Source organism: Mesorhizobium sp. M0340 (genome assembly GCF_040321535.1).
Classification (GTDB): domain Bacteria; phylum Pseudomonadota; class Alphaproteobacteria; order Rhizobiales; family Rhizobiaceae; genus Mesorhizobium.
Map to the genome: position 1 here is coordinate 399,648 of NZ_JAMYRR010000001.1, position 20,146 is coordinate 419,793.

Here is a 20,146-nt window from a genome sequence, read left to right on the forward strand (position 1 = left end):
CCGGGGGTCCGCGATCGTAATTTGACGCCATGCCGCATAATCACCACCATGACAACGAGCTTGATCCTTTTGCGGCGCGCGTGCGCGCGCTGGAGACGATTCTCACCCGCAAAGGCCTGATCGATCCGGCGGCGATTGATGCCATTGTCGACACCTACGAGACCAAGATCGGGCCGCGCAATGGCGCAAAGGTGGTGGCGAAAGCCTGGGTTGATCCCGCCTTTGCCGCATGGCTGAAGCGTGATGCGACGGCGGCAATCGAATCGCTCGGCTACACCGGCCGGCAAGGCGAGCACATGCAGGCGGTCTTCAACACGGCCGAAACGCACAACCTCGTCGTCTGCACGCTATGCTCCTGCTATCCGTGGTCGGTGCTCGGCCTGCCGCCGGTCTGGTACAAGGCGCCGCCCTATCGTTCGCGCGCAGTGATCGATCCGCGCGGCGTGCTCGAGGAATTCGGGCTGATCTTGCCGGCGACGACAACAATCCGGGTGTGGGATTCGACCGCCGAGCTGCGCTATCTGGTGGTGCCTATGCAGCCAAGGGGCACCGAGGGCTGGGATGAGGCACGGCTCGCCGATCTGGTGACGCGCGATGCGATGATCGGCACCGCGTTGGCGCGGGAGTCGGCATGAACGGGCCGCAGGATCTCGGCGGCCAGATGGGTTTCGGGCCGGTCGCGCCAGAACCGGACGAACCCTATTTCCATGCCGATTGGGAGAGGCGGGCGCTGGGCGTGACGTTGTGCGCCGGCGCCATGGGCGCTTGGAACATCGACGAGAGCCGGCACGCGCGGGAATCGCTGCATCCAGCGGATTATTATGCCTCCAGCTACTACCAGATATGGATCAAGGCGCTGGAGGTTCTGCTCAAACGCCATGGTTTCGTCGGCGACCGCGACCTGGCCACGGGCGACGCAGTCGACCCGGCAGCGACACCCAAACGGGTGCTGAAGGCTAAAGATGTTCCGGCGGTGCTGGCCAAGGGCGGGCCTTGCGACCGGCCGGTCGCTACGCCGGCGCGGTTCAAGGCGGGCGACACTGTGCGTACGAAGAATTTCCATCCGATGGGCCACACCAGGCTCCCGCGCTATGCACGCGGCAAGCAAGGTGTCGTCGAGGCTGTGCGCGGCGGCTTTGTTTTTCCCGACACAAACGCGCACGGCCAGGGTGAAAACCCGCAATGGGTCTATACGGTGGCCTTCACCGGCAGCGAAATCTGGGGCGAGGGCGCCGACCCGACACTTGTCGTTTCGATCGATGCCTGGGAGAACTACCTTGAGCCGGCGTGAGACGAGCTCAATCGCCGCTATGCCGCCAGCCGGTGTCGAGGCGCCTGTGTTTGCCGAGCCGTGGCAAGCAGAGGCCTTTGCCATGACGGTAGCACTGCACGATAACGGGTTGTTTTCGTGGAGCGAATGGGCGGATGCTTTGTCGGCAGAGGTGAAGCGGCCGGGCGCCGCGCGCGACGGTCGCGATTACTACGAGCACTGGCTGGCGGCGCTGGAAAAGCTGCTGTCGGCCAAAGCCATTGCCGGCAAGAAAGACGTCGACACCATTGCCGCTGCCTGGGAACGCGCCGCGCACGCAACGCCGCATGGCAAGCCGATCCTGCTGGAGAATGATCCACGGCGGGTTCGGTAAGCTGCGGTCGCCTGGTTTGTTCTCTTTACGTTCCTGTTCGTCACTGATAATCCTGTCGCAGCGGCGCAGTTGCCGGCGGTGAAATTTGATGGTGATGGCACTCGCCTTGTCTTTCCCTCGCGAATCCGGTCTGTCGCGCTGATGGAATTCTCTCCTCAACAGGACGAGGCGCTGAAGGCAGTGGCCGGCTGGCTGAAAGCCGGCAAGCCGCAGCTGTTCCGGCTGTTCGGCTATGCCGGCACCGGCAAGACGACGCTGGCGCGCTATTTCGCCGAGCATGTCGACGGCCAGGTGCAGTTCGCCGCGTTTACCGGCAAGGCGGCGCAGGTGCTGCGTTCCAAGGGCGCGGTCAATGCCCGTACCATCCATTCGCTGATCTACCGGCCGAAAGGCGAGGAATCGGTAGCGGACGAGGTGACCGGCAAAACCTCGATGTCGCCGACCTTTTCGCTTAACCGGCAAAGCCCGATCTCGCGGGCCAAGCTCGTCGTCATCGACGAATGCTCGATGGTCGACGAGCAGCTTGGCCGTGACCTGATGAGCTTCGGCACGCCGATCCTGGTGCTTGGCGATCCCGGCCAGTTGCCGCCGATCTCCGGCGGCGGCTTCTTCACCGACCACGAGCCGGACATTCTGCTCACCGAAATCCACCGCCAGGCGCGCGACAACCCTATCATCAGGCTGGCGCTCGACGTGCGCGAGGGCCGCGAGTTCATGCGCGGCGACTATGGCGCGGCACAAGTGATCGGCAAGGAAGACGTCACCCAGGAACTGGTCCTGAAGGCGGACCAGGTGCTGGTCGGTACCAACCGCACGCGCCGCCGCTATAACCAGCGGCTGCGCGAGCTGAAGGGGTTCAACGCCGATTATCCGCAAGCCGGCGACAAGCTGGTCTGCCTGCGCAACGATCCGGCCAAGGGACTGCTCAACGGCTCGCTCTGGAAGGTGATGACCTCGTCGCGCGAGACGGTCAAGCCGGGCATCAATCTGCTGGTTTCGCCGGAGGAAGACGACCCGGATCGCGGCGTCGCCAAGATCAAACTGCTCAAGGCGGCGTTCGAAGATCCGGACGCCGACATTCCCTGGCAGCAGAAGAAGCGTTTCGACGATTTCGACTATGGCTACGCGCTGACCGTGCACAAGGCACAGGGGTCGCAATGGAACGAGATCGTGCTTTTCGACGAAAGCTGGGCGTTCAAGGAAACCCGGCAGCGTTGGCTCTACACCGCTATCACGCGCGCGGCCGAACGGCTGACGATCGTTCGATAGGCCGCATCAGCGCTGGGCGATCGGGTTGGCGCCAAGCCATTCCCAGGCGGCGGCCTCGTCCTTGGCCTCGAAATGCCGAAGTTCGATAGGCAAAGAGGCAGGCAGAAAGGCTCTTGCCTCGGCTATCCAGTTCGGCTCACCGACCGCGGCGCAGCGGCCGATATGCTCCACTGCATGAGCTATGCCCTGTTCGATCGTCTCGTCCGATACGTCGGTCCAGTCGACACCCTCATGATCGATCAGGCGCACCAGCACGTCGATTTTCGGGTGCAGCGCGTAGGCCGCTTCCAGCAATCCGAACAGGTTTTCGGCGTCGGCCGCGGCGACATGGCCGACGACATCGATGGCGAGGAGGTCTTCGCGATCGGTATCGATGCGGCGGACCGCCGGCACGGCATCGAGAAAATTCAACAGGCAACTCCTTGCGCTCGATTTTCTTAGTTCACCTTGGAACACCTGAAACCCTCTGTCTGTTCCCCTTAAAGGCGGTATAGATGCGCGCCGAGATCAGTCTGGAACCGTGCAAATGCCTGCAAAGCTTTCCGTCAACCTCAACGCCATCGCCATGCTGCGCAACCGGCGGGACCTGCCGTGGCCAAGCGTGACCGGGCTCGGACGCATTGCCCTTGCCGCCGGCGCGCACGGGCTGACGGTGCACCCGCGACCCGACGAGCGGCACACCAGGCATTCCGACCTGCCTGAGATCAGGGCGCTGATCGACGACGAGTTCCCGAATGCGGAATTCAACATCGAGGGCTATCCGACCGCGGAGTTCCTGGCGCTTGTGGAAAAGCATCAGCCCGAGCAGGTGACGCTGGTGCCCGACGACCCGGCGCAAGCGACTTCCGATCATGGCTGGAACTTCGCCGCCGAGGCTGCGTTCCTGACACCGGTTGTCAAGCGCCTGAAGAAGGGAGGCTTTCGCGTGTCGCTGTTTTCCGATCCTGACCCCGATGGCGTGAAAGCCGCTCGCGACACCGGCGCCGACCGGATCGAACTCTATACGGGTCCGTACGGCAGCTATCATTCCGATTCGGCAAAAGCGGCGAAGGAATTGGAGAAATTGGGAAAGACGGCGGATGCCGCACTGGCCGCAGGGCTCCAGGTCAATGCCGGGCACGACCTTGTGGTGAGCAATTTGCCGGCACTGGCCAGGCGCATCCCGGCATTGGCCGAAGTGTCGATCGGGCATGGGTTGACAGCCGATGCGTTGGAGTATGGCATGGCTGGAACGGTCAGGCGGTTTCTGAAGGCTTGTGGCTGGTAGAGAGAGGCGAGCCGATAGCCCTGCGTCCCCGGCATGGCAGCGCGCCCTTTCCATCCCCGCGGCATAGAGCACCGAACGTCTATGGGAGTGTCGTCCATGGCCCTTGCCAACGCTGGTAGCGAGGCAGAACCCATCGAGCAATCCAGCCACTCCACCGTCGAGCAGCACAGCACCAAGGTGCTGATGCTGGGCGCGTTGGGCGTGGTTTACGGCGATATCGGCACCAGCCCAATTTACGCGTTTCGCGAAGCGCTGCACGCGTCGTCGGGACCGGTAGCGCGCAACGACGTCCTCGGCGTGCTTTCGCTTATCGTCTGGGCGCTGACGATCATCGTCACGATAAAATACGTCGCTTTCGTCCTCAGAGCCGACAACAAGGGCGAGGGCGGCACGCTGTCGCTGATGTCGCTTGCGCGTAGTGCTTATCCAAAGGGAGCCCCGTTCATTCTGGGGATCGGACTTTGCGGCGCGGCGCTTTTTTTCGGCGACGCGATAATAACGCCCGCCATCTCCGTGCTTTCGGCTGTCGAGGGCCTGGAAGTGATGGCTCCGACGCTCGAAACCTTTGTCGTTCCGATCACTCTTGTCATTCTGGCAATGCTCTTTGCCGTGCAACGGTTCGGCACCGGCAGGGTGGCGGCCGTGTTCGGGCCGGTGACGGCAGCGTGGTTCCTGGCCATCGGCGCCGCCGGGGTCTACCATCTGCTTGACGATCCGTCGGTCCTGCTGGCAGTCAATCCCTATTACGCGGTCGCTTATCTGGCCAATACGCCCACCGGCGCTTTCGTCACGGTCGGGGCGGTGTTCCTGGCGGTCACCGGGGCCGAAGCCCTCTATGTCGATCTCGGCCATTTCGGGCGCAGGCCGATCGTGCTGGCATGGTTTGCTGTCGTGTTTCCTTGTTTGCTCCTCAACTATTTCGGACAAGGCGCGTTCGTTCTTGCCAACGGCGGCAAACCCACCAATCCATTCTTCCAGATGCTGCCGGATTGGGCGCTAATGCCCATGGTTGGGCTGGCCACGGCAGCGACGGTGATCGCCAGTCAGGCGGTGATCTCCGGCGCTTTCTCACTGACCCGTCAGGCGGTGCAGCTCAATCTGCTGCCACGTATCGAGGTGCAGCATACTTCCGAGATGCAGTCCGGCCAGATCTACATGCCGCGGGTCAATCTGGTGGTCGCGCTGGGCGTGATGTTGCTGGTGGTCGGCTTTGGCAGTTCGAGTTCGCTAGCTTCCGCCTATGGCATTTCGGTGACTGGCGAAATGCTTATGACGACCATCCTGCTGTTCGTGGTGATGCGGTTCCGGTGGAAATGGCAGCTTGCACTGGCGGCCGCGCTCACACTGCTGTTCGGCACGATCGATACCGGATTTTTCCTCGCAAACGTCGTCAAGATCCTCGAAGGCGGGTGGGTGTCGATCACGGTCGCCTGCGGCATGGGGCTGATCATGTCCACATGGATCCGCGGCACCCGCTATTTGTTCGACAAGACCCGGCGGAACGAGATCCCGCTGGATTTCCTTGCCGGCAATCTGCTGAAGAAGAAGCCGCATCTGGTGTCGGGGACCGCGGTGTTCCTGACCAGCGATCCGCTGAGCGCGCCGACGGCACTGATGCACAGCCTGAAGCACTACAAGGTGCTGCACGAGCAGAACGTCATCCTTTCGGTGGTGACGGCGCCGCAGCCTGTCGTGCCCGACAGCGAGCGCGTCAAGATGGAGACCGTCAACGAGCTGTTCATGCGGGTGACGCTGACTTTCGGCTACATGGAGCAGCCCAACATTCCGCGCGCGCTGGCGATCTGCCGCAAGCAGGGCTGGAAGTTCGACATCATGACGACGTCCTTCTTCTTGTCGCGGCGCTCGCTCAAGGCGTCGCCCAATTCCGGCATGCCGGTCTGGCAGGACAAGCTGTTCATCGGGCTGGCGCGCTCGGCGGCCGATGCAACGGAATATTTCCAGATCCCGACCGGACGCGTCGTCGAGATCGGGACGCAGGTGGCTATTTAAAAACGTTTCCGTTGCGACATTCCAGGTAGTCTGCCGATGGGACTGGGTCTGCCAGGTCGTGGAGGACTCGCAATATCGGGACGGAGCCATTACGTGACGGCACTTGATATTGCAGCGCAGCAAGCGTAGAGCACCGCGCGCTTATCGGAGTGTCGTCTATGGCCCTTACCAGTACTGGTAACGAGGCAGAACCGGTCGAACAATCGAGCCATTCTGAGGTCGAGCAGCACAGCACCAAGGTGCTGATGCTGGGCGCACTCGGCGTGGTTTACGGCGATATCGGCACCAGCCCGATCTATGCTTTCCGCGAGGCCTTGGTGGCATCGTCGGGGGGCGAAGTCGCCAACCGTGGCGACATCCTCGGCGTGTTGTCGCTGATCATCTGGTCACTGACGATCATCGTCACCATCAAATATATCATGTTCGTGCTCAGGGCCGACAATCGCGGCGAGGGCGGTGTGCTGTCGCTGATGGCGCTGGCGCGCAACAGTTTCCCGACCCGCTCGGCGGTGATCCTCGGCATCGGCATCGTCGGTGCCTCGCTTTTTTTTGGTGACGCAGTCATCACGCCGGCGATCTCGGTGCTGTCGGCGGTCGAAGGCATGAACGTCGTCACGCCGACCTTCCAGCCCTATGTGGTGCCGCTGACGCTGGTCATCCTGGCGATTCTGTTTTCGGCACAGCGGTTTGGAACCGGCGGCGTCGCCCTGATCTTCGGCCCGATCACGGCAGTCTGGTTCCTGGCCATTGGCCTTTCCGGTCTCAACCACATCATCGCCGATCCGGAAATCCTGCTGGCAGTCAGCCCGCATTACATCGTCGCGTTCCTGGTCAATTCACCAGACGTCGCCTTCGTGACGATCGGCGCCATCTTCCTCGCCGTCACCGGCGCCGAGGCGCTTTATGCCGATCTCGGCCACTTCGGCCGTAGGCCCATCGTGCTCGCCTGGCTGGCCATCGTGTTCCCTTGCCTGCTGCTGAACTATGCCGGGCAGGGCGCATTCGTGCTGGCGAAAAACGGAGTGGTCGGTCATCCCTTCTTCGAGATGAACGAAGGCTGGACGCTTATTCCGATGGTCGTTCTCGCCACCGCTGCGACCGTCATCGCCAGCCAGGCGGTGATCTCCGGCGCTTTCTCGCTGACCAGGCAAGCGGTGCAGCTCAACATGCTGCCGCGCCTGGAAATCCTCCATACGTCGGAAAGACAGTCCGGCCAGATCTACATGCCGCGCGTCAACATGCTGCTGGCGCTGGTGGTGATGCTGCTGGTGGTCGGCTTTGGCGAATCCAGCAAGCTTGCGTCAGCCTACGGCATTTCGGTGACCGGCAATATGCTGGTGACGACGGTGCTGCTGTACGTGATCATGAGCCGCATCTGGAAATGGCAGCTCTGGCTGGCCATCTCCCTGACAGTGGTATTCGCGTTCATCGACATTGGCTTCTTTGCCTCGAACATCGTCAAAGTGTTCGAAGGTGGCTGGGCTTCGCTGGCGGTGGCCTTCACCATCGTGCTGGCGATGTGGACCTGGATCCGCGGCAGCCGCTATTTGTTCGACAAGACCCGCCGGAACGAGATCCCGCTCGATTTCCTCGCCGGCAATCTGCTGAAGAAGAAGCCGCATCTGGTGTCGGGCACCGCGGTGTTCCTGACCAGCGATCCGCTGAGCGCGCCGACGGCACTGATGCACAGCCTCAAGCACTACAAGGTGCTGCATGAGCAGAACGTCATCCTTTCGGTGGTGACGGCGCCGCAGCCGGTCGTGCCCGACAGCGAGCGCGTCAAGATGGAAACGGTCAACGAGCTGTTCATGCGGGTGACGCTGACCTTCGGCTACATGGAGCAGCCCAACATCCCGCGTGCGCTGGCGATCTGCCGCAAGCAGGGCTGGAAGTTCGACATCATGACGACCTCCTTCTTCCTGTCGCGGCGCTCGCTCAAGGCCTCGCCCAATTCCGGCATGCCGGTCTGGCAGGACAAGCTGTTCATCGGGCTGGCGCGCTCGGCGGCCGATGCAACGGAATATTTCCAGATACCGACCGGACGCGTGGTCGAGATCGGGACGCAGGTGGCTATCTGAACAAATGGTCGTGCCCTTCGAAGGGCACGACCATTTGTCAGGCTCAGCTCACCAGAGCCGCCTTGTTTGCTTCAAGAAATTGCTTCAGCGGCCGCGGTCTCCTGCCAGACAGCGTCTCGATCGCGTCCGTCACCATGCTGATGCGGCCGGAGCGGGTATTGGTGTCGAAGGAAACGATGACCGGGGCGAAACCTTCGGGGACGCCGGCTGCCTTCAATCCCCCGGTCAGCGCTTCGTCCGAAAGCTGGACGACCTCGATTGGCTTGCCGGTAACTTCGGTGACGAGGGCCGCGATTTCAGCGACCGTATAGGCCTGCGGACCCGTCAGCGTGTATGTCGTGCTTTCGGTTGCCCCCGATGCGAGACCGGCGGCGATCGCCGCGGCCATATCGTCGCGCGCGCCATGGGCAATACGGCCGTCTCCGGCGGATGTGTACCACTGCCCCGAGGCGATGGCGTGCGGCAGCGCCATGAACAGGTTCTCCTGGTACCAGCCGTTGCGGAAGATGGTGTAGGGAATGCCGCTCGCCTTGATCGCCTGCTCGGTGCCGTGGTGATCGGGCGCAAACAGCACCGGCGATCCTGGCTCCGGATTGGGCATCGATGTGTAGAGCAGATGCGAAACGCCGGCGCTTTTTGCGGCGGCGACCGCGGTCTCATGTTGCTTCAGGCGCTTGCCCGGAAGGGCAAGCTCGTTTGTCGAAATGATCAGAACTCTGTCGGCGCCGGTAAATGCACTGGCCAACGATGCGGTGTCGTCGAAGTCGGCCGCCCTAATAGTGACGCCGCGCGCTGCCAGATCGGCCAGATTTTCCGGATTGCGGGTGGCGGCGATGATGCGCTGAGGGGAGATCTTGAGCGTGTCAAGCAGATGATTGATGACGCCGCGGCCAAGCTGGCCGGAGGCGCCGGTGACAAGAAGGGTGTCGGTCATGAAAGGTCCTGACGTTGCGCGGAGCGGCGGGTGCATATGTTAGTCTCAAAAAGAGACCAGCACTAAAATAGGAATTGACCCATCCTCGTAAAGAAGGCAGTTTTGCGGGAGGTAGGCACACTCAGGGAACCAGCCATGGACGGCAAGATCGTCAATCTGAGATCGAAGCTCGAGATATACAAAGCAGGCAGCGGGGGCGGAAACCTTGCGGATTGCCCGGTTCGCGACGTGATCCAGGGGATCAGCAATAAATGGAGTTCGCTGCTGATGGAGGCCTTGGCCGAGAAGCCGTACCGCTTCGGCGAGTTGCGGCGCCTCGTGCCCGATATTTCACAGCGCATGCTCACCCAGACGTTGCACGATCTGCAGCGCGACGGGTATGTACATCGCCAGGTCTTCCCGACCAAGCCGCCCAGCGTCGAATATAGCCTCACCGATCTCGGGCGCTCGATGTTTGGACCCTTGCATCAGCTGATCCAATGGGCCGAGCTCAATCACGGCGCTGTACGCGAGGCGCGGAAGGTTTTCGATGCTGCCGAAGGCTGAGCCTCCAGGCCGAGACGGCGCCTTGATTTAGCGACAGCGCTGAAGGATTGTCCGGCCTGGGTTGGGGCGGGCAGATGGGCAATTCTCTGGATATCGCGATTGCCGGCGCCGGGCCGGCTGGACTTGCCACCGCGCTCTATCTCGAGCGCGCCGGACACAGGGTCACGATCTTCGAGCGCTTCGACCAGCCAAAACCGGTCGGGTCCGGGCTGATCCTGCAGCCGACCGGGCTGACGGTGCTTGCCGATCTCGGCCTGCTCGAAGACATTCTGGCGCTGGGCTGCCGCATAGACCGCCTGCATGGTGCAGATGCCAAGACCGGCCGCACAGTGCTCGACGTCCGCTACGATGCTCGGCGTGGCGGCCGTTTCGGGCTGGCGGTACATCGCGCAGCTCTGTTCGGCGTGCTTTTCCGCGCCGCCCGGCGCCAAGCGGTCCACATCGAGACAGGTATCGAGCTTGAGACGCTGGAAATCGGCGAACGGGCAACGTTGATCTGCGGCAACGGACGACGGATGGGGTCGTTCGACCTGGTAGTGGACGCCAGCGGTTCACGCTCCAAACTGCGGCGGTGCGTGAACAATCCGGGCGAACCGCGATCGCTCGCCTATGGCGCTTTCTGGGCATCGCTTGGCTGGCGCGGCGAGGGTTTCGACGAGCACGCGCTGCTGCAGCGCTACGACAGCGCAAGCGTGATGATCGGCGTGCTGCCAATCGGCCGGCCCGAGCCGGATGCCCAGAAGATGGCGGCATTCTTCTGGAGCCTCAAGCCGGCGGATGCCGAGTACGTCTGGGGGGCAGGTCTCGAGGCATGGAAGGCGAGATTGGTCGGGCTGTGGCCTGAATGCGCGGCCTTCATCGACCAGATCGACAGTTTCGAGCAGCTGTCGCTGGCGCGCTATGGCCATCACACGATGAAGACGCCAGCCGGACGGCTATTGGCTGTCATCGGCGATGCGGCCCATTCAACCAGCCCGCAGCTCGGCCAGGGCGCGAACATGGCGCTGCTCGATGCAGCCGCGCTCAACTACGCACTCATGGGAACGGACGGTGTCGATACTGCACTGGAGGCCTATGTCCGGACGCGGCGATGGCATGTGCGGGTCTTCCAGGCGCTGTCGCTGGTGCTGACGCCGTTTTATCAGTCGGATTCGATTGTGATGCCGTTCGTCCGCGACAGGCTGGTGGCGACGCTGGCAAAAGTCCCGCCGGCGCCGCAGTTTCTTGCTTCCATGGTTACAGGAACGGTGATCAATCCATTCAAGCCGATAGGGCTTGCGGAAGCGCTATGGCCGGATCGCCTTGGCGGATGATTTCCGAAAGGTGCGAACCCTTAGCCTGCAAGAATGCATGGAGGCGTTGCGGATAGTCGGGAGCGACCGCGCCCTTCACGGATGGGCGTATGCGCAACGCCTCGCGCCATACCTGGACATGCGGCTTTCCGTCCAGGATGCCGAAATCGCCGATCCGGTCGAAGACGTCGAAATAGCGGAAAATCGGGCCGTAGACCGCGTCGACCAGTGAAAAGCGCTCGCCGTCGAAGCATGGCCCAGCCGCGCCATTGGCCCGTTCCACTTCCAGGCGATCGAACATTGCCGATAGCGTCTCGCTTTCAGCGAGCAGCGCGGCTTCCGTAGGCGCTGAATAGAAGCGGCCGATGGCATTGAGGATTGCCGAGCCGAACTCGATCCAGGCGCGATGCCGGGCACGGGCATAGGGGTCGGTGGGATGCAGTGGATTGGGCTGGGTTTCCTCGAGGAATTCGAGGATGACCGCCGATTCGAAGATCACCGTTTCCTGGCCGTCATGCTCAACGCGAAGCAGCGGCACCTTGCCGAGCGGTGATATCGCCTTGAACCAGGCAGGCTTGTTGGCGAGATCGACCGTGATGCGTTCGAACGGCACGCCCTTTTCGCGAAGTGAAATCGCCGCGCGCTGCACATAGGGACAAAGATGGTGGCTGACGAGGATGAGCTTACCGGTCATCTCACTCTCCCCAGACATAGTTCAAGGCGCCGTCCTCGATGCGGGTGGAGAGGAACATCAGGCGGGAGCCCTTCGGCGCCGGGCCTTCGAGGCGATCACCGTTCGCCATGTCGAACGAGGCGCCGTGCCACTGGCAGACGAGCTTGCCGTCCTTGCAGTCGAGCGGACCACCGAAATGCAGGCAGACGTTGGCGGCAGCGCGGATACGCTCGCCGCTGCGGTAGACATGGACCTCGCGGCCGAAGAACGGAGCGATCAGGCTGCCTGTTTCCGGAACGTCGGCGATCCTGCAGATTTCATACTTCATCGGAATTTGTCTCTCATGATTGATGCGACTGCATCTATATAGATGCATTTGCATCGATCGTCAAGCTTGATGCAATTGCATCTATCACCTACGATGCAATCATGACCGGGATTCCTACACCTCCAGCAATCAAAGCCTGGGCCCGCCTGATGCGGGTTTCGCGCCAGTTGTTGGAAAGAGCCGAGGACGCGCTGAAGGACAGTGGCCTGCCGCCGCTTGCGTGGTACGACGTCCTGCATGAGCTTGCCGAGGCGGGCGAGGGCGGATTGCGGCCGTTCCAACTCACCGAGCGCACCCTGTTTGCGCAGTACAACATCTCCCGGCTGCTGGCGCGGCTGGAAGCCGACGGGCTGGTCGAGAAGCTTCCCGTTGCCGATGACGGCCGCGGGCAAACCGTCCGCCTCACCGACAAGGGGCGCGAGACGCGTCGCCGCATGTGGGCCGTCTACGGCCGCTCGATCGCGGAGTTGGTCGGCTCCCGGCTTTCCAATGATGAGCTCGATGCGCTGTCAGCTCTGCTTGGGCGCCTGCGAGTTCCGCCCGCCCCGGAGTGACACGCCTTCATGGCGAAGACGCGCCGATTGGCGAGGTCAGGCACTGCCCAACAGGAATGCCAATGTCGCCAGAACACCAAGCCCGACGCGGACCATATGCAGATTGCCCCATTTGACGATCAATGTCCGAGCTTCAGCATTGATGGTGTTCGCGTCCATCGCCTCCAGCAACCTATTTGCGGGCATCATCACCAGCAGCGTCCATGGCCAAGGCAGGATGATCAGCACGGCGCCGGCCAGATAAGCGAGATTGCTGGTCAGCCACCAAGCGACGAGGCCTAGAATACAGGCGATGACGGCGATCGAGGCCTGCATGGCGGCGCCGCGCTTGTAGGAAGGCTGCCATTCCTGCAGCAATGCTTTGTCCTCAAGGCGAAGCCGCGCCGGTTGTTCGGCTACGCTGACGTAGATGGCCGCGCCTGCGAACACTGCGGTAACGGTCAAGGCAAGCAATCCGGCGAGCATGATCCCTGTCTCCCGTGTTGTCCCGCATGGAGCAAGCTACAGAAATAAAGACTTGCGCCGGGTCGGGCAATACGCCATAAAGCCGAACCGTAACGTACGGTACGCTATCGAGCTCCTATGTGAACTGCGGGCGAGTTCGCCTCCTGAGAGAAAGACTGTGTTGCACGCTGTGACCGACATCGACACCAGCGAGACGCTGACGGAGCGGCAGAAAGCCGTGCTCGACGCCGCCCTTCGCCTGCTGGTCGAAGAGGGCGATCAGTTGACCATGACCGCGGTGGCGCGGCGGGCGAGCTGCTCTAAGGAGACGCTCTACAAATGGTTCGGCGATCGCGACGGGCTGTTGACGGCGACGGTGCAATGGCAGGCGTCCAAGGTGCGGGTAGTGCCGGTTGATCGCAAGGGGCTCGACCTTGCTTCGCTGACGGCGAGCCTCGAACGCTTCGCTTCGGACTGGCTCAAGGTAATTTCGAGCGACACCTCGATCGCACTGAACCGGGTGGCGGTCGGCCAGGCTAGTTCGGGGAAAGACGATCTCGGCGCCATCGTGCTGGAGAACGGCCGCTTCGCACTGGCCAGGCGCCTTAAGCCGGTGCTCGAGGCAGGCAAGGAAGCTGGTTTCCTCGAGTTTTCCGATGCTGAGACGGCGTTCCGCACCTTTTTCGGGCTGGTCGCTCGTGACGTGCAGATCCGCCTGCTGCTTGGCGACCGGCTGGAATTGACTGATGCGGCGATCGGCGGCGATGCCGTCCGGGCGACGCAGCAGTTTCTCGCTCTTTACAGGGCAAAAACCGGGCCGCAAGGCCTCTGAATTCAAAACGGGAAGGAAGAAAAATGCGTGTCTATTACGATCGCGATGCCGATCTCAACCTGATCAAGGGCAAGAAGGTCGCCATCATCGGCTATGGCAGCCAGGGCAGGGCGCATGCGCTCAACCTCAAGGATTCCGGCGTCAAGGACATCGCCATCGGCCTCAAGGCCGGCTCGGCGACCGCCAAGAAGGTTGAGGCCGACGGGCTCAAGGTGATGAGCGTGGCCGATGCCGCCAAGTGGGCCGACCTGATGATGATGGCGACGCCCGACGAGCTGCAGGCCGACATCTACAAATCCGAGATCGCGCCGAACATCCGCGATGGCGCAGCGATCGCCTTTGCCCACGGCCTCAACGTGCATTTTGGCCTGATCGAGCCTAAAGCCTCGGTCGACGTCGTGATGATCGCGCCGAAGGGGCCCGGCCATACGGTGCGCGGCGAATACCAGAAGGGCGGCGGCGTGCCGTGCCTGGTCGCGGTCAACCAGGACGCTTCGGGCAATGCGCTCGACCTGGCGCTCTCCTACGCCTGCGGCGTTGGCGGCGGCCGTTCGGGCATTATCGAGACCAATTTCCGCGAGGAGTGCGAGACCGACCTGTTCGGCGAGCAGGTGGTGCTGTGCGGCGGTCTGGTCGAATTGATCCGCGCCGGCTTCGAGACACTGGTGGAAGCCGGCTACGCGCCGGAAATGGCCTATTTCGAGTGCCTGCACGAGGTCAAATTGATCGTCGACCTGATCTACGAAGGCGGCATCGCCAACATGAACTACTCGATCTCGAACACCGCCGAATGGGGCGAATACGTCTCGGGCCCGCGCATCATCACCGCCGAGACCAAGGCCGAGATGAAGCGCGTTCTGAAGGATATCCAGACCGGCAAGTTCACCTCGGAATGGATGCAGGAATACCGCGCCGGCATGTCGCGCTTCAAGGGCATCCGCCGCAACAATGACAGCCACCAGATCGAGGAAGTCGGCGCCAAGCTGCGCGCGATGATGCCGTGGATTTCCAAGAACAAGCTGGTCGACAAGGCCAAGAACTGAAGGAAATCCACGTTCGTTTCGTTGCGCGTCCTCAGGCTTCGCCCTGCTGGCGCGCGGTGGATTTCCAAGAACAAGCTGGTCGATAAGGCCAAGAACTATCGCAATTTCATTGCCGATCAAGAAAGGCCGGCGGAGCGATCCGCCGGCTTTTTCGCATCAATATTGTGTGGTTCCCAGGCTTGTGGACAGGCGCATTATCCTCATCACCGTGGTATGCCTGTGCGGGGCATGGCACAAAAGTGCCAAAGGGGGTGAGCGTTGGAACTCAAGTTTCTGTTGATCGGGTTTGCCTGCGCGGTTGCCGGCATGCTCTCCCTCGTCACGTTCCTGAAGTGGTGGGAGGTGAGGGCGGTCAGCCGCTGGTCTCCGACGCCGGGAAAGATCGTCTCGTCGCGTGTCGAGGCTCGCGAGGTGACCAGTTCGGGATCCGGTTCGGACAGCAGAGGGTCGACCGAGATGCGCAACTTCCCGGCGATCACCTTCGAATACAAGGTGAACGGCAAGAAGTTTCGCAGTTCGCACTACAGCGTGCAGGAGAACCTTGGAAACTTTGCCGTGGCGGAAACCCTTGCGAAATTTCCAAACGGGGCCGGCGTAACCGTCTTCTACAACCCGGCCGATCCAGCCAAGGCCGTGATCGAACGCACCATGCCCGAAGGTTCCTTCAAATTCATGGTCCAGCTTTCGGCCGGGCTGGTGGTTGGCGCGCTGGTATTGGTCTTCTCCGTCGGCGGCGTCCTGGAAGCGATCCGGCCGTTTTTGCCCAAGCCGCAGAACCTCGGCGCCGCGGCCCTGCTGCTGTTCATGGGATTGTTTGTCCTGCGCATGGGCTTCGCCCAGAAGTCACTAGCGGAACAGGCGGCGAAATGGCCCATCACGGCAGGACACATCGATGCTTCGGGCTCACAGAAATTTGAGACCCGCGACAGGTCCGGAGGCGGCTATCGGCCCTGGCGAACAGTCTTCAAATCCCGCATCGTCTACAGCTATAGCGTCGCCGGCCAGCGCTACGCCGCCGATCGCATCGCTTTCGGCGCAAACGTGACGGCTTCGCTGCCGAGCCTCGTCAGCGGTCAATCACGGCGCTACCTCGAGGGCGACAAGGTCGAAGTCCACTACGATCCCGTCAATCCGGCTGCCGCGGTTCTCGAATGCAGGGTGAGTGGGCTTTGGCTCCTGTGGGTCTGCGCAGTTGGCTTCATAGGTGGAGCCGCGCTGCTTGTCGGGGTGATCTAAGGCTGAAGCTGCCGTCCTCGACGCTGTAGATCCAGAGGAAGGGCACTTGTCTTCAGCATCTGACAAGAACTCCGCTGTCGAAGCCCGGCCATGTCAGTCTCAACGTTGCCCCGTCGACCACAACATGGATGACACGGGAGAACGGCTCTTCGGCCGACGGGTCGGATCCGTAGCATTGGCTGGCCCGCGCCACCCAACCCGTGGGTGTCTTGAGAAACGTTGCGTGTTCGCAGCCGAGAGCAGGGAGCGACAGCGCATCGCGGTACAATGTGTAGACCGTCTGGCGTTGAACATCCGCAACGGCGGTGCAGTTCGATCTGTCCCGGGACCATGTGCCGACATAGGGTTCCGTGGCAAAGGCGCTGCCGCACGAAAATGTTGAGATCGAAATGAGCATCAAGAGATTTCGGATCATCGATTCTTTCTTTCGACCATGACATCGGGCCATGCTAAAGCATCGATACTTAGATTTCACAATGATGCTGCTCCAGGGACTTAAATGATCATCCGCAAGGCAGCAGCTATTTTTCTGTGCATGCTGAGCCTGTCGCAAGCAGCGAACGCAACAGAATGTTCGCTCAGCCATGCGACCTATCGCGAGCCGCGTTCGGGAGCGACGATACAGTTCCGGCCCACAGACAACGAGCCGGCTGCGCTGACGACCGAGGTCTTTTCGCTGATCGTACCCAACACCGACCTTCGTCTGCCGTCGGACATCACCTGGACCAATGGCAAGTATTCGTTTCCTGTGGGTACGATCCGGCACACCTGCACCGACGACGATCGCGAGGCGGGTCTTGAGGACGGCACCGGACTGTGCAGAGTGTGGGACGGGCAGGTCTATGCGTTCAGTGCAGGCGGTGCCGAGCAGCTGAGTTCCCGCGAAACTTCGCCGGCACCGGCAGGGTTGCTGTTGCCTGATTTCGGCGCGATTTTTACCGAATGGCCCGATTTCGCCAAAGCCAATCCCGACGGTTCGGCCTGGGACGCCTTTAGCTTGACGGGTTGCAGCTATGAATAACAAGAGACTGCCGGCCTGCATCTGCACCCTGTCGGTCCTTGTGGCCATGGCCCCGGGGGCTCGTGCCGACCAAAGCACGCCGTCGCGTCCGCCCGTCGACAAATGCAGTTGGGAACGGTTGGCGGACAGGGATGTCGGGCTGGCTGCCTGGGTACAGCGCTGCGATTTCGGTTTTCGCCGGATTCATTTCGAGTTTGGCGGCAATGCTCTTGCCATCAAATACAGCGATGGCGGTTCGGCCGATCCCGTCGTCGAAGTCTTCGATATGCTGCCGGGCGAGGCCGCCGATGCTGCGTTGCAGCGCATTTTTACGCAGAAGACCGAGAAAGCCATCAGCACACGTTGCGTGCTCATGCCTTACACCGAAGGGGCGACGCCCGCGCGCATCCTCCGGTATGTTTTCAGTCCCGATGCCGCCTATCGTGAGGAATTGAAGACCGTCGCCAACCCTGACGAGGTCGGCGAACCGCCTTGCGGCGAATGGGGCGAAGCCCCGGACGGCATTCAGTATTTCGAGGTGCAATCACCCGAACTGCGAAAGCTGCTATTCGTTCGCGTCGGCCAGGATGAGCCGCTGTTTGACGAGCAGACGCTGCAAGTCCTGCCACCCGGATAGCGCCGGTAGATATCAGCCGTAATGCCAACTGGGCTTTGGCTGGGTGCCGGTGAACATCACGCCGATGCGGTCCTCGCGGCGCCAGCGGACCACGGCCTTGTAGGCGATGCCGTCGGTCGGAACATAGAGCAGGAACTCATCGGGCACGCGCGCGTCGATCGAGACCTTCAATTCGGCGCCGCCGGCATGCATGTTGCGCAGCGTGCATGTGACCTCGGAATTGGTCATGCCGGTCAGGATCGTCGCGCCCTTGAAGACGCGCTGCCGGCGTTTGTCCCTCTGTTCGTCCTCGGCCATCGCACGCAATCCAGCCATTTTTCGCGTCTCGGGCGTTCTGATCGGGAGGATTATTAGACCTGCCTGATAAAAATAGCGTTATCAGCAGTCGGGACTGGGAGATGTTCGCGGTTCCTGGCTGGAAGAAAAAGGCGCCGCGAAGCACGGCGCCGAACGATGCTTGTTGTCGGCCTGCTTACCTATAGGGCGAGTAGCATTGCTGGCGCGGCCCGTAATAGGGCTGGAAGGTGTTGTCCCAGGCGCGGTACGACCGGTAGCGATTGTAACACCATTGGACATGTGCACTGGAAAGCCGCCCTGCGCGATAATAGCGGCGCGGTGGCGGCGCGTCGTAGTAGTTGTAGCTGTTGTACAGGCTGCCAAGGCCGAGCCCCAGGCCCAAGCCAAGAATCGCGGCACCCGCACCATCATCATAGTAGCCGCCGCGGTAATGGCGGCGATGGTGGCGCCAGCGCCAGCTGTCGTCCCAGCCGCCATTATCCCAGTGTCTCGAAAAATGACGGCCGCGGAAATTGTGGGACCGCCATCTCCAATCGTCGCCGCCGTGCCATTGCCGAAAGCCGCGATTGCGCCAACGCCAGATCTGCCTGTCATTGCCGCCTGCCCAATCTTCACGAATTTGCACGATGTCGGCAGCATTGCCCGCCACCGGCAGCAGAGGTTTGGGTATTGGCCCGGCAAGCGAGGGGGCCGAGAGGCCGGTGATCAGACCGAGGGCCATCAGCCCGGATCTGACAGAAGATAAAAAGAGCGGTTTCATCGCACTCTCCGAAGATTCAGGCCCCACGCCCAGAATACCCCGGGGAAGGGCCTATTGATGGAACTTTCCATCTGAACGGAAGATGAACAAAAAGGTTCCGTCAGCCATAGCGAGCGCGCGATCAAGCAGAGCCGCCTGATTTCTGCGCCCTTGTTTTCGGGCGCGCTTGCGGGCAAAGGTCAAAGCCATGTCGCTGCGCCTTGCCACTTTCAACGTCGAAAACCTGATGAACAGGTTTGATTATTCCGGATACCGCAATCAGCTCAACGAAGATCGCACGCTGGCGCTTTTCGACATCCAGAGCGAGGCCGAATACAAGATGCTCGAGCAGGCGCGGGCCATCGCGCAATCCGACGACACGCGGCAGTTGACGGCGCTGGCGATCGCGGCCACCCGCGCCGACATCATCTGCATGCAGGAGGTCGATAATATCGAGGCGCTGAAGGCCTTCGAATATGGTTATCTGTTCAAGATGGTGGGGCAAGGCTACCGGCAGAAATACACCACCGCCGGCAATGATTCGCGCGGCATCGACGTCGCCGTGATGATGCGCAACGAGACCGCGCAGGGCCAGCCGATCGAATTCGTGCGCATGACCAGCTACGCCTATGTCACGTTCGAGCAATTCGGGCTGCACACGGCGGAATTGGCGGCGCTTGGTCACCAGGCCAATGAACGCATCTTCCGGCGCGACTGCCTGGAAATCGATCTGACCGTGGCTGGCGCGCCGTTGACGCTCTATCTCGTGCATTTCAAGTCGATGGGCTCGCCCCGTAACGGCCTCGACGGCCGCGAGGCGACAATGCCGCTGCGTATCGCCGAGGCGCAGGCGGTGCGCCGGATCATCGAGGAGCGCTTCGGCAAGGACCATGCCGCCGACAAGCGCTGGGCAATCTGCGGCGACATGAACGACTACCGGCAGCGCGTGAAGATCACTGGCGATGTTTTCGACGGCTATCGCTTCGAGGTGATCGACGAGACCCGGTCCTGCATCGACGTGCTCACTGCCGGCGGTTTTTGCGAAAACGCGGTCGAGCGGCGGCCGGAAATGGACCGTTGGACTTTCTATCACACGCGCGGACCGGAAGAGCGGCATCTCTGCCAACTCGACTACATCCTTTTGTCGAGGGCGCTGGCCAGGCAGAACGCCACCGCCGTTCCCGATATCATCCGTAACGGACAGCCTTGGCGCACCATATTTCCGGCCGGCCAGGAGGTCGAGCGCTTCCCACGCGCAGGGTGGGACCGGCCGAAGGCATCCGACCATTGCCCGGTAGCAATTGGCCTCGACATGGCGTGAGAC

Annotated in this window: 25 protein-coding genes; 16 read left to right on the top strand and 9 right to left on the bottom strand. The window is 61.8% G+C overall.

The window, feature by feature from the left end:
* Positions 1 to 29: 29 nt before the first annotated feature.
* The 4 genes from nthA to NKI79_RS02030 all read left to right on the top strand — a co-directional run bounded on the left by nthA (position 30) and on the right by NKI79_RS02030 (position 2,912).
* On the top strand, positions 30 to 635 hold the full coding sequence (gene nthA, locus NKI79_RS02015; RefSeq protein WP_352799589.1) for a nitrile hydratase subunit alpha: 606 nt from the start codon (positions 30 to 32) through the stop codon (positions 633 to 635).
* Positions 632 to 1,291: a nitrile hydratase subunit beta gene (gene nthB / locus NKI79_RS02020; protein WP_352799591.1), complete on the top strand. Its 660-nt coding sequence runs from the start codon at positions 632 to 634 to the stop codon at positions 1,289 to 1,291. Before nthA ends, nthB begins: the two co-directional genes overlap by 4 nt.
* Positions 1,292 to 1,310: 19 nt before the next feature.
* On the top strand, positions 1,311 to 1,643 hold the full coding sequence (locus tag NKI79_RS02025; RefSeq protein WP_352799732.1) for a nitrile hydratase accessory protein: 333 nt from the start codon (positions 1,311 to 1,313) through the stop codon (positions 1,641 to 1,643).
* Between the two features lie 141 nt (positions 1,644 to 1,784).
* Positions 1,785 to 2,912 (top strand): ATP-dependent DNA helicase, encoded by a 1,128-nt coding sequence (locus NKI79_RS02030; RefSeq protein WP_023720791.1) that lies wholly within the window; start codon positions 1,785 to 1,787, stop codon positions 2,910 to 2,912.
* Between the two features lie 6 nt (positions 2,913 to 2,918).
* On the opposite strand, the gene NKI79_RS02035 is transcribed toward NKI79_RS02030, so the two are convergent.
* Complete coding sequence (locus NKI79_RS02035; RefSeq protein ID WP_352644607.1) at positions 2,919 to 3,323, bottom strand: SpoIIAA family protein; 405 nt, start codon at positions 3,321 to 3,323, stop codon at positions 2,919 to 2,921.
* A 115-nt stretch (positions 3,324 to 3,438) separates the two neighbouring features.
* Here NKI79_RS02035 and NKI79_RS02040 point away from each other — a divergent pair, with 115 nt between their 5' ends.
* From NKI79_RS02040 to NKI79_RS02050, 3 genes are all read left to right on the top strand, one after another.
* Positions 3,439 to 4,179, top strand: coding sequence for a pyridoxine 5'-phosphate synthase (locus NKI79_RS02040; protein WP_254818915.1), 741 nt, complete (start codon positions 3,439 to 3,441; stop codon positions 4,177 to 4,179).
* Between the two features lie 96 nt (positions 4,180 to 4,275).
* Positions 4,276 to 6,189, top strand: coding sequence for a potassium transporter Kup (locus NKI79_RS02045; protein ID WP_352505658.1), 1,914 nt, complete (start codon positions 4,276 to 4,278; stop codon positions 6,187 to 6,189).
* A gap of 158 nt (positions 6,190 to 6,347) precedes the next feature.
* On the top strand, positions 6,348 to 8,267 hold the full coding sequence (locus NKI79_RS02050; RefSeq protein WP_352799593.1) for a potassium transporter Kup: 1,920 nt from the start codon (positions 6,348 to 6,350) through the stop codon (positions 8,265 to 8,267).
* A 43-nt stretch (positions 8,268 to 8,310) separates the two neighbouring features.
* On the opposite strand, the gene NKI79_RS02055 is transcribed toward NKI79_RS02050, so the two are convergent.
* Positions 8,311 to 9,201, bottom strand: coding sequence for an SDR family oxidoreductase (locus NKI79_RS02055; protein WP_352509621.1), 891 nt, complete (start codon positions 9,199 to 9,201; stop codon positions 8,311 to 8,313).
* A 135-nt stretch (positions 9,202 to 9,336) separates the two neighbouring features.
* On the opposite strand from NKI79_RS02055, the gene NKI79_RS02060 reads away from it, so the two are divergent.
* Positions 9,337 to 9,747, top strand: a complete 411-nt coding sequence (locus NKI79_RS02060; RefSeq protein ID WP_352466906.1) for a winged helix-turn-helix transcriptional regulator — start codon at positions 9,337 to 9,339, stop codon at positions 9,745 to 9,747.
* Between the two features lie 74 nt (positions 9,748 to 9,821).
* Positions 9,822 to 11,060, top strand: coding sequence for an FAD-dependent oxidoreductase (locus tag NKI79_RS02065; RefSeq protein WP_352799595.1), 1,239 nt, complete (start codon positions 9,822 to 9,824; stop codon positions 11,058 to 11,060).
* Here the strand turns inward: NKI79_RS02065 and NKI79_RS02070 are convergent.
* Together NKI79_RS02070 and NKI79_RS02075 are read right to left on the bottom strand one after the other, a co-directional pair.
* Complete coding sequence (locus NKI79_RS02070; protein ID WP_352477518.1) at positions 11,008 to 11,733, bottom strand: glutathione S-transferase family protein; 726 nt, start codon at positions 11,731 to 11,733, stop codon at positions 11,008 to 11,010. The two genes, NKI79_RS02065 and NKI79_RS02070, sit on opposite strands and share 53 nt — an antisense overlap.
* Position 11,734: 1 nt before the next feature.
* Complete coding sequence (locus tag NKI79_RS02075; protein ID WP_254820707.1) at positions 11,735 to 12,040, bottom strand: Rieske (2Fe-2S) protein; 306 nt, start codon at positions 12,038 to 12,040, stop codon at positions 11,735 to 11,737.
* Between the two features lie 101 nt (positions 12,041 to 12,141).
* Here NKI79_RS02075 and NKI79_RS02080 point away from each other — a divergent pair, with 101 nt between their 5' ends.
* Entirely contained in the window at positions 12,142 to 12,594 is a 453-nt protein-coding gene (locus NKI79_RS02080; RefSeq protein WP_352799597.1) for a MarR family winged helix-turn-helix transcriptional regulator, read from the top strand.
* A 36-nt stretch (positions 12,595 to 12,630) separates the two neighbouring features.
* On the opposite strand, the gene NKI79_RS02085 is transcribed toward NKI79_RS02080, so the two are convergent.
* Entirely contained in the window at positions 12,631 to 13,059 is a 429-nt protein-coding gene (locus tag NKI79_RS02085; protein ID WP_352477519.1) for an anthrone oxygenase family protein, read from the bottom strand.
* A 157-nt stretch (positions 13,060 to 13,216) separates the two neighbouring features.
* Between NKI79_RS02085 and NKI79_RS02090 the strand changes: the two genes are divergently transcribed.
* From NKI79_RS02090 to NKI79_RS02100, 3 genes are all read left to right on the top strand, one after another.
* Entirely contained in the window at positions 13,217 to 13,870 is a 654-nt protein-coding gene (locus tag NKI79_RS02090; protein ID WP_352477520.1) for a TetR/AcrR family transcriptional regulator, read from the top strand.
* Between the two features lie 23 nt (positions 13,871 to 13,893).
* Positions 13,894 to 14,913, top strand: a complete 1,020-nt coding sequence (ilvC, locus tag NKI79_RS02095) for a ketol-acid reductoisomerase (RefSeq protein WP_023676662.1) — start codon at positions 13,894 to 13,896, stop codon at positions 14,911 to 14,913.
* A 258-nt stretch (positions 14,914 to 15,171) separates the two neighbouring features.
* The gene (locus tag NKI79_RS02100) at positions 15,172 to 16,149 is read left to right on the top strand and encodes a DUF3592 domain-containing protein (RefSeq protein ID WP_352477521.1); all 978 of its coding nucleotides are present in this window, start codon (positions 15,172 to 15,174) and stop codon (positions 16,147 to 16,149) included.
* 52 nt (positions 16,150 to 16,201) lie between these two features.
* Here the strand turns inward: NKI79_RS02100 and NKI79_RS02105 are convergent, their stop codons facing one another.
* The gene (locus tag NKI79_RS02105) at positions 16,202 to 16,546 is read right to left on the bottom strand and encodes a hypothetical protein (protein ID WP_352799598.1); all 345 of its coding nucleotides are present in this window, start codon (positions 16,544 to 16,546) and stop codon (positions 16,202 to 16,204) included.
* A 102-nt stretch (positions 16,547 to 16,648) separates the two neighbouring features.
* On the opposite strand from NKI79_RS02105, the gene NKI79_RS02110 reads away from it, so the two are divergent.
* Complete coding sequence (locus NKI79_RS02110; RefSeq protein ID WP_352477522.1) at positions 16,649 to 17,170, top strand: hypothetical protein; 522 nt, start codon at positions 16,649 to 16,651, stop codon at positions 17,168 to 17,170.
* Positions 17,163 to 17,786, top strand: coding sequence for a hypothetical protein (locus tag NKI79_RS02115; protein WP_352477523.1), 624 nt, complete (start codon positions 17,163 to 17,165; stop codon positions 17,784 to 17,786). The genes NKI79_RS02110 and NKI79_RS02115 overlap by 8 nt, the downstream gene beginning before the upstream one ends.
* A gap of 12 nt (positions 17,787 to 17,798) precedes the next feature.
* On the opposite strand, the gene NKI79_RS02120 is transcribed toward NKI79_RS02115, so the two are convergent.
* From NKI79_RS02120 to NKI79_RS02130, 3 genes are all read right to left on the bottom strand, one after another.
* The gene (locus NKI79_RS02120; RefSeq protein WP_352477732.1) at positions 17,799 to 18,083 is read right to left on the bottom strand and encodes a PilZ domain-containing protein; all 285 of its coding nucleotides are present in this window, start codon (positions 18,081 to 18,083) and stop codon (positions 17,799 to 17,801) included.
* A 175-nt stretch (positions 18,084 to 18,258) separates the two neighbouring features.
* Positions 18,259 to 18,843, bottom strand: coding sequence for a BA14K family protein (locus NKI79_RS02125; RefSeq protein ID WP_352477524.1), 585 nt, complete (start codon positions 18,841 to 18,843; stop codon positions 18,259 to 18,261).
* 51 nt (positions 18,844 to 18,894) lie between these two features.
* The gene (locus NKI79_RS02130) at positions 18,895 to 19,032 is read right to left on the bottom strand and encodes a hypothetical protein (RefSeq protein WP_254820699.1); all 138 of its coding nucleotides are present in this window, start codon (positions 19,030 to 19,032) and stop codon (positions 18,895 to 18,897) included.
* Here NKI79_RS02130 and NKI79_RS02135 point away from each other — a divergent pair.
* Positions 19,031 to 20,143 (top strand): endonuclease/exonuclease/phosphatase family protein, encoded by a 1,113-nt coding sequence (locus NKI79_RS02135; protein WP_352477526.1) that lies wholly within the window; start codon positions 19,031 to 19,033, stop codon positions 20,141 to 20,143. The two genes, NKI79_RS02130 and NKI79_RS02135, sit on opposite strands and share 2 nt — an antisense overlap.
* Positions 20,144 to 20,146 lie beyond the last annotated feature (3 nt).

What these genes read in the sequence shown, in the direction of transcription:
- NKI79_RS02025 (WP_352799732.1), top strand. Translation starts at nt 1,311, where the DNA reads ATGCCGCCAGCCGGTGTCGAGGCGCCTGTGTTTGCCGAGCCGTGGCAA.
- NKI79_RS02070 (WP_352477518.1), bottom strand. Translation starts at nt 11,733, where the DNA reads ATGACCGGTAAGCTCATCCTCGTCAGCCACCATCTTTGTCCCTATGTG.
- ilvC (WP_023676662.1), top strand. Translation starts at nt 13,894, where the DNA reads ATGCGTGTCTATTACGATCGCGATGCCGATCTCAACCTGATCAAGGGC.
- NKI79_RS02045 (WP_352505658.1), top strand. Translation starts at nt 4,276, where the DNA reads ATGGCCCTTGCCAACGCTGGTAGCGAGGCAGAACCCATCGAGCAATCC.
- NKI79_RS02050 (WP_352799593.1), top strand. Translation starts at nt 6,348, where the DNA reads ATGGCCCTTACCAGTACTGGTAACGAGGCAGAACCGGTCGAACAATCG.
- NKI79_RS02075 (WP_254820707.1), bottom strand. Translation starts at nt 12,040, where the DNA reads ATGAAGTATGAAATCTGCAGGATCGCCGACGTTCCGGAAACAGGCAGC.
- NKI79_RS02110 (WP_352477522.1), top strand. Translation starts at nt 16,649, where the DNA reads ATGATCATCCGCAAGGCAGCAGCTATTTTTCTGTGCATGCTGAGCCTG.
- NKI79_RS02055 (WP_352509621.1), bottom strand. Translation starts at nt 9,201, where the DNA reads ATGACCGACACCCTTCTTGTCACCGGCGCCTCCGGCCAGCTTGGCCGC.
- NKI79_RS02120 (WP_352477732.1), bottom strand. Translation starts at nt 18,083, where the DNA reads ATGGCCGAGGACGAACAGAGGGACAAACGCCGGCAGCGCGTCTTCAAG.
- NKI79_RS02080 (WP_352799597.1), top strand. Translation starts at nt 12,142, where the DNA reads ATGACCGGGATTCCTACACCTCCAGCAATCAAAGCCTGGGCCCGCCTG.
- NKI79_RS02115 (WP_352477523.1), top strand. Translation starts at nt 17,163, where the DNA reads ATGAATAACAAGAGACTGCCGGCCTGCATCTGCACCCTGTCGGTCCTT.
- NKI79_RS02065 (WP_352799595.1), top strand. Translation starts at nt 9,822, where the DNA reads ATGGGCAATTCTCTGGATATCGCGATTGCCGGCGCCGGGCCGGCTGGA.
- NKI79_RS02040 (WP_254818915.1), top strand. Translation starts at nt 3,439, where the DNA reads ATGCCTGCAAAGCTTTCCGTCAACCTCAACGCCATCGCCATGCTGCGC.
- NKI79_RS02125 (WP_352477524.1), bottom strand. Translation starts at nt 18,843, where the DNA reads ATGAAACCGCTCTTTTTATCTTCTGTCAGATCCGGGCTGATGGCCCTC.
- NKI79_RS02060 (WP_352466906.1), top strand. Translation starts at nt 9,337, where the DNA reads ATGGACGGCAAGATCGTCAATCTGAGATCGAAGCTCGAGATATACAAA.
- NKI79_RS02135 (WP_352477526.1), top strand. Translation starts at nt 19,031, where the DNA reads ATGTCGCTGCGCCTTGCCACTTTCAACGTCGAAAACCTGATGAACAGG.
- NKI79_RS02105 (WP_352799598.1), bottom strand. Translation starts at nt 16,546, where the DNA reads ATGCTCATTTCGATCTCAACATTTTCGTGCGGCAGCGCCTTTGCCACG.
- NKI79_RS02085 (WP_352477519.1), bottom strand. Translation starts at nt 13,059, where the DNA reads ATGCTCGCCGGATTGCTTGCCTTGACCGTTACCGCAGTGTTCGCAGGC.
- nthA (WP_352799589.1), top strand. Translation starts at nt 30, where the DNA reads ATGCCGCATAATCACCACCATGACAACGAGCTTGATCCTTTTGCGGCG.
- NKI79_RS02030 (WP_023720791.1), top strand. Translation starts at nt 1,785, where the DNA reads ATGGAATTCTCTCCTCAACAGGACGAGGCGCTGAAGGCAGTGGCCGGC.
- nthB (WP_352799591.1), top strand. Translation starts at nt 632, where the DNA reads ATGAACGGGCCGCAGGATCTCGGCGGCCAGATGGGTTTCGGGCCGGTC.
- NKI79_RS02130 (WP_254820699.1), bottom strand. Translation starts at nt 19,032, where the DNA reads ATGGCTTTGACCTTTGCCCGCAAGCGCGCCCGAAAACAAGGGCGCAGA.